Annotated in this window: 1 protein-coding gene and 1 pseudogene; both read left to right on the top strand. The window is 43.0% G+C overall.

The window, feature by feature from the left end; genetic code table 11:
* Nucleotides 1–98: 98 nt before the first annotated feature.
* Complete coding sequence (locus ACQY6Q_RS04530; protein WP_427978379.1) at nt 99–1,247, top strand: MFS transporter; 1,149 nt, start codon at nt 99–101, stop codon at nt 1,245–1,247.
* Between the two features lie 165 nt (nt 1,248–1,412).
* Nucleotides 1,413–1,813: pseudogene (locus ACQY6Q_RS04525) on the top strand (NADH:ubiquinone reductase (Na(+)-transporting) subunit A); the annotation flags it as partial.

Here is a 1,813-nt window from a genome sequence, read left to right as displayed (position 1 = left end):
GCGATTGTGTTGATGGATCATATGCTTCGTCATAGAGCTCAAAATAATGATGTCATCACCAAGACGCCAATCATTCCTGCTCAAGCATAAAATAGGGCGTGCCACTTAAGAACACGCCTTACTGGCGCTTATCTAGCTTTTATTTTTTCTATTTCGCATCAATCGGAGTCATCGTTCCCTATTGGGGACTTTACTTGCAATGGGAAGGCTTTAGTGCGCGCGAGATAGGTGAATTAACCGCCATATTGTTGGCCACTCGAATCGTCGCCCCTAATATTTGGGGGTGGATCGCTGACCACTCAGGTCAACGAATGACCATTGTTCGATGGACCAGTCTTGCCAGCATAGTGGTATTTAGCGCGATACTTATTGGTCAAAGTTATTATTGGATCGCCCTCGTATTATTACTTTTTAGCTTTTTCTGGAATGCCTCTCTACCACAGTTTGAAGCTACCACCCTGCAACATCTGGGCGAACATAGTCATCACTATAGTAAAATTCGGCTTTGGGGTTCAATTGGCTTTATCATTATTGTTGCCCTTCTAGGCATTCTTCTCGAACAGTTTGATGCCAGAATTGTACCTTATGCCATATTAATAAGCCTTACCGCCATATGGCTAGTTAGCTTATCAGTACCGGAATCTGCTTCACGCCATCTAAGTCTTGCTCATCAACCTCTTCGTAGCGTGTTAAAACAAAAAGAAGTTCTCGCCTTTCTTGTGATCTGTTTTTTAATTCAAGTGAGCCATGGGCCGTATTACACCTTTTACACCATCTACTTAGAACAACATCACTACGCTCGTAGCCTGATTGGTCAACTTTGGGCATTAGGTGTGATAGCAGAGGTCGTTATTTTCCTGTTTATGCACCACTGGCTGCCACGTTATGGCATCCGCAAAGTACTCTTAGTCAGCTTATTACTAAGTAGTCTACGTTGGATTATTATTGGTTTTTATCCACAATCCCTTGCCTTACTCATTTTTGCCCAATTGCTCCATGCCGCCAGTTTTGGCACTTTTCATGCCGCAGCAATAGCCTGGGTGCACCACTATTTTACAGGCAAAAACCAAGGACGAGGACAAGCACTCTATAGCAGTATCGGCTTCGGAGCAGGTGGCGCATTAGGAAGTCTATTAAGTGGTTATTTCTGGTTAACGCCTGGACCCACAATAACATTCAGTTTAGCCGCAGCAACCACTTTTATCGCCTTCATTATAGGCTTACGTTGGTTAAAACCCTCAAATTGATGATAAACCTAGATTATTTGTTAATTTTCTCGCTCTACGTCTTCCAATAATACGTAACAATACCTATACTAACCACCATCTTTAAGTCTTAAGGAGTTCGGGAGAAGACAATCTAATGTCTCCGTCCAAGCATCTATGCATTTTTCTATAAAAAAAGGGCTCACATTGCCCATTGCAGGTAAGCCTGCTCAAGTGATTAGCGATGCTAATCCTGTCACATCCATTGCAGTACTAGGCGGTGAATATATAGGGATGAAGCCAACGATGCTGGTTGAGGAAGGTCAGCAAGTCAAATTAGGCCAAGCCTTATTCAGTGATAAGAAAAACCCTGGCGTGCTATTTACTGCTCCAGGGGCAGGGATTATACGCTCGATAAAACGTGGCACTAAACGCGCTTTACAAGCTGTCATCATTGATTTAGACGGTGATGATGAAATAACTTTTCAACAGTTCACGCCCGATCAACTTCCAAGCCTATCTCGTGAAACGGTAAAAACAAATCTACTAGAATCTGGCTTATGGACAGCATTAAGAACCCGTCCCTATAGTAAATCTCCTAATCCAGA

Origin of the sequence: Agarivorans sp., assembly GCF_050295395.1 — a bacterium.
Lineage (GTDB): Bacteria > Pseudomonadota > Gammaproteobacteria > Enterobacterales > Celerinatantimonadaceae > Agarivorans.
This window is presented reverse-complemented; position numbering and strand designations above follow the sequence as displayed.